Source organism: Acinetobacter sp. NBRC 110496, assembly GCF_000876115.1.
In the GTDB taxonomy this organism is placed as follows: Bacteria; Pseudomonadota; Gammaproteobacteria; order Pseudomonadales; family Moraxellaceae; genus Acinetobacter.
In genome coordinates, this window is sequence record NZ_BBTF01000120.1 from 1 (window position 1) to 2,169 (window position 2,169).

Consider the following 2,169-nt stretch of genomic DNA (forward strand, 5'->3'; position numbering starts at 1 on the left):
TTTATTCAGCATGATGCAAATCATGTAGATCTCGCTTAGTTTGATGTTCCCTTGCGAAGCGAAGCTTCCCATCAACTAGATCTAGGGGTAATACCCCCATTTTTAATTAAATTAATAGGTAGAAGCTGCGATCGGAAAAATCTTACAAATCGCCTCAACGCCATATAAGTCTTTATTGTTATGGATGAAATCCAGCATTATTTGTGTGGGCGTTCGAGCTCCACCTGGGCGAAAAAAGTGGCTGCTTTAAGGAGAATTTCATTCGCACGTTGCACTTCTTTATTTTCACGTTCGGGCTGTTTAATACGTTCTTGATATGGAAGTTGCTGTACTTTAATTGAATTTTGTTGATCTAAATATTTTTGATACCAAACTCGTAAAGTTTCAGGAGTGCAACCAATTTTAGGCGCAATCGTAGCCCAATTCGATGGATAATCTTTTTCAAATTCAATCAATAATTGAACCGCTCTATCTCTGATTTCAGGGGTATATTTAGGTTTTTCATCGGATCACTACGCTTCGCTACGTCTTGCGAAGCAATGCGTCTCATCTCAGAAAGTTTGGTCTCCGACAAACCCGGTACGGTTCAGAAATAGAATGGCGTAGCAGCTACGCAGAAAAAATTAGGATTGTTATTCGAAAATATTTAACTCCATATTTCGGAACAATTTCTGTTATTAACATCAAAAAGTCAGACATCCTTGGATTCCGTTCATCCCTCGCCAAAGTGACATACGGAAATAACCAAGAATGCCTTTCACCATCACGAATCAACCAGATTATGACAGTACTTCGTATGATACTAGATAGCGCATCCGAACGATATGATTTTGATAGCCCTTACAAAAACATAAAAAGTTTGAAAGAAGGTCGGATTGAAGTCACGCCTTTCTCTCTTGAAGAAGTTCAGCGAATTATTACATCTGTTCGTGACGACTTTAAACCTTATTACACCATCCGCTTTTTTACGGGTATGCGCACCAGTGAAATCGATGGCCTTCAATGGAAAAATATCGACTTGCAACGTCGTGAGATCCATATCCGTGAAGCGTTAGTGAATGGTGTTCTTGGTGGAACCAAAACGTATGGTTCTGACCGCACGATCCAGATGAATGACCGGGTGTACCAAGCCTTTCTGCAACAGAAAAGCCTCAACAACGGAAAATCGGACTTCGTCTTCTGCAACCGTGATGGTGGTCCTCTAGACTACCGTTTAGTTAATAAGCGTGTATGGCACCCTATCCTGCGTTTTTTAGGATTAACGCCTCGTCGTGCTTATCAAACACGTCACACAGCTGCCACACTTTGGTTATCTGCGGGTGAAAATCCTGAATGGATTGCACGTCAGCTAGGTCATTCGACCACTGAAATGCTGTTCCGTGTTTACAGCCGCTATATTCCCAATGTTACGCGTCGCGATGGCAGTGCATTTGAAGCCATGCTGGAAAGACTAAATACAGAGGAGCTTGCACATGAATAGTAAAGCTTTCTTTGGTGGTGTAGTCGTTAGCCCAGAAGCAGATATGGTCGCGCGTGAACTCATTCATGAGTTACACATTCCCAAACTGCACAATCTGGCCTTTTTGCTGGAAATCAATAAATGCTTCGATGATCACCAGGCGTTGAGACTTTGGCTACAGCGAATGCTGGATGATGGACAAGCCCATTACGACGACCTGGCCCAACAGGCTCGCCTCCGGTTAATGAGCTTAGCTCCCTGATCTAATAAATATACAAGGTCGTCCAATCGATGACCTTAGCCCCTCTATACCTATAAAAAAGGTGAACACATGCATAAAGATATTTCAATTTGGATGCCACTCTATATTGGCGACTTACAGGCAAAATTTGCACGAATGACTGCAGAGCAAATCGGTGCATCACTGCTGTTAATGATGGATTTCTGGAAAAATGGAACTATTCCTCATGATTTAGCAACGGTATGCAGCATCACGAAATTACCGCAGCATACCAAGGCTAAAACTTTGTTGAATACGCTGACAGCATTGGAATTAGTTGCAGCAACCGCTGTTGCAGCTCATCTGCATAGGCTGCATGTGAGTGATGGACGGTTTCTTTGGCACACAATTTACAGAGCCTGTGACCGGCAATTTCCATCAGGGGTATATGATGGGTAGGGCAGAGTGTTTCCGTTGTTTCTGCGCGTAA

General features: G+C 42.8%; 1 protein-coding gene, 4 pseudogenes and 1 other annotated feature. Of the genes and pseudogenes, 3 read left to right on the forward strand and 2 right to left on the reverse strand.

Going from position 1 to position 2,169, the window contains the following annotated elements; all coding sequences use genetic code 11:
- Positions 1-4 precede the first annotated feature (4 nt).
- Positions 5-479: pseudogene (locus Aba26S_RS20730) on the reverse strand (transposase); the annotation flags it as partial.
- Positions 124-240: a sequence feature (AL1L pseudoknot), on the reverse strand. Its footprint overlaps the pseudogene before it by 117 nt.
- 110 nt (positions 480-589) lie before the next feature.
- Between Aba26S_RS20730 and Aba26S_RS20735 the strand changes: the two are divergent.
- The 3 genes and pseudogenes from Aba26S_RS20735 to Aba26S_RS20745 all read left to right on the forward strand — a co-directional run.
- Positions 590-1,480 (forward strand): annotated as a pseudogene (locus tag Aba26S_RS20735) (site-specific integrase); the annotation flags it as partial.
- Positions 1,473-1,721, forward strand: a complete 249-nt coding sequence (locus Aba26S_RS20740) for a hypothetical protein (RefSeq protein WP_004684367.1) — start codon at positions 1,473-1,475, stop codon at positions 1,719-1,721. The pseudogene Aba26S_RS20735 and the gene Aba26S_RS20740, both read left to right, overlap by 8 nt.
- 69 nt (positions 1,722-1,790) lie before the next feature.
- A pseudogene (locus Aba26S_RS20745) lies at positions 1,791-2,042 on the forward strand (hypothetical protein); the annotation flags it as partial.
- Here Aba26S_RS20745 and Aba26S_RS20750 read toward each other — a convergent pair.
- Positions 2,017-2,169 (reverse strand): annotated as a pseudogene (locus tag Aba26S_RS20750) (ATP-binding protein); the annotation flags it as partial. The pseudogenes Aba26S_RS20745 and Aba26S_RS20750 overlap by 26 nt on opposite strands.

What these genes read in the sequence shown, in the direction of transcription:
- Aba26S_RS20740 (WP_004684367.1), top strand. Translation starts at nt 1,473, where the DNA reads ATGAATAGTAAAGCTTTCTTTGGTGGTGTAGTCGTTAGCCCAGAAGCA.